Source organism: Microbacterium sp. CCH5-D1 (assembly GCF_001557335.1).
Classification (GTDB): domain Bacteria; phylum Actinomycetota; class Actinomycetes; order Actinomycetales; family Microbacteriaceae; genus Microbacterium; species Microbacterium oxydans.
This window is the reverse complement of record NZ_LSJW01000253.1, coordinates 1-1523: the sequence shown is the minus strand read 5'-3', so window position 1 is coordinate 1523 and position 1523 is coordinate 1. Positions and strand designations below refer to the sequence as shown.

Below are 1523 nucleotides of genomic sequence, written 5' to 3'. Positions count from 1 at the left end.
GGGCTCGCAGGCATCCTCGCGGGTCCCGCCGCCGGTGCGCTCTCGGACCGTGCGGCTGCAGGCAGACACCGCCGTCGCCCCTGGGCGGTCGGCGGGGTTCTGCTGACGGCGGTGTGCCTCGTGCTCACGGGCTACGCCGACGGTCCGTGGACCGTGGGCGCAGGTTGGGTGGGCGTGTCGATCGGCGTCGCCGTGTCATCGGCGGCCTTCACCGCGCTCATCGCCGATCAGCTGCCGACGACGCAGCGAGGTGCCGCATCTGCCGCGGTCGGTTCCAGCCAGGCCGTCGGCATCGTCGTCGGAGTGGGGCTCGTGGTACTCCTCGGCCTCGGAATCCGCGAGGGGTACTGGCTGCTCGCCGGGATCATCGCGGTCGTCGGCACGGCGACCGCACTCCTGCTGCCGGATCCGCCGAGTACGGAGGCGCTGAGGCCTAAGCGCAGCGGAGGGCGCCGGCTCGCCTCGCTCCGCGACCGCGACTTCGCGTGGATGCTCTCCGGTCGACTGGTGACGAACGTGGGGAATGCCCTCGGCACCGCGCTGTTCCTGTTCTTCCTGTTGCACGGCCTCGGGCAGCCCAGCGCGACAGCCCAGGACAACCTGCTGCTGCTCATCGTCGTGTACACGGTCTTCGTCGTCCTCGCCTCCGTGGTCACCGGCATCGTGTCCGACCGCACCGGGAACAGGAGAACGCTCACGGTCGCCGCGACGGTCGTGCAAGCGGCGTCCGGGGTGGCGATCGCGCTCGTCCCGACGTTCGAGATGACCATGGTGGCCGCGGCCCTCATGGGGCTCGGATACGGGGCGTTCTCGACGGTCGGCCTCGCTTTCGCCGCCGATCTCCTCCCGGATGCGCAGGACCACGCGAGGGATCTGGGAATCGTCAACGTGACGGCCGCCCTCGGACAACTCATCGGTCCGGTGCTGGGAGCCGGCCTGGTCGCACTCGTGGGCGGGTTCTGGCTCGTGTTCGTCGCAGCCGCCGTGCTGTCACTGGTCGGCGGACTCCTCACGGCGTTCGCTCGGCAGCCGTCCACGGCGGCGTGAGCGCGCCGCGAGCTCCTCTACGTCCACGTCTTCTGCATCCGCCTGCGCTGCATCCGCCTGCTCGACGGTCGCGATGGCGAGCTGCAGCACGGCGTTGAAGATCTCCGGACGCATCGCGGTGACCAGGTGGGTGGTGCGCGGCACGACGATCAGCTCCGCATGTGGTGCGAGCTGCCGGAACAGAGGCTCGTTCAGCCGCAACTGGTCGTACTGCCCGTTCACGAACCACAGCGGAACGGTGATGCGGGGAACGGCTGCGGCGATGTCGAGTGCGGCGAGGCTGCGCAGTGCGGCGTCCTGCGTGTCGAGCGCGTAGCCGCCGGCGGCGAAGTCCGAACGGTTCTCGAGAGGGATGGTGGCGGCGAGCATCTGGCGTGTCAGCCACATCCCGCGATCGGGGAGGGAGTCGACGGCGCGGGCGAACAGGCGGTACGCGGCGAGACCGGTGCCGCGGGGCAGCGACGTGCAGGCGGCGG

General features: G+C 70.7%; 2 protein-coding genes. One reads left to right on the top strand and one right to left on the bottom strand.

The window, feature by feature from the left end; genetic code table 11:
• Positions 1-1047: MFS transporter (locus tag AX744_RS15305; protein WP_061017793.1), on the top strand; the 1047-nt coding region annotated here is incomplete at its 5' end.
• On the opposite strand, the gene AX744_RS20785 is transcribed toward AX744_RS15305, so the two are convergent.
• The coding region (locus AX744_RS20785) for an alpha/beta fold hydrolase (protein ID WP_231728830.1) at positions 991-1523 on the bottom strand (533 nt) is incomplete at its 5' end. The genes AX744_RS15305 and AX744_RS20785 overlap by 57 nt on opposite strands.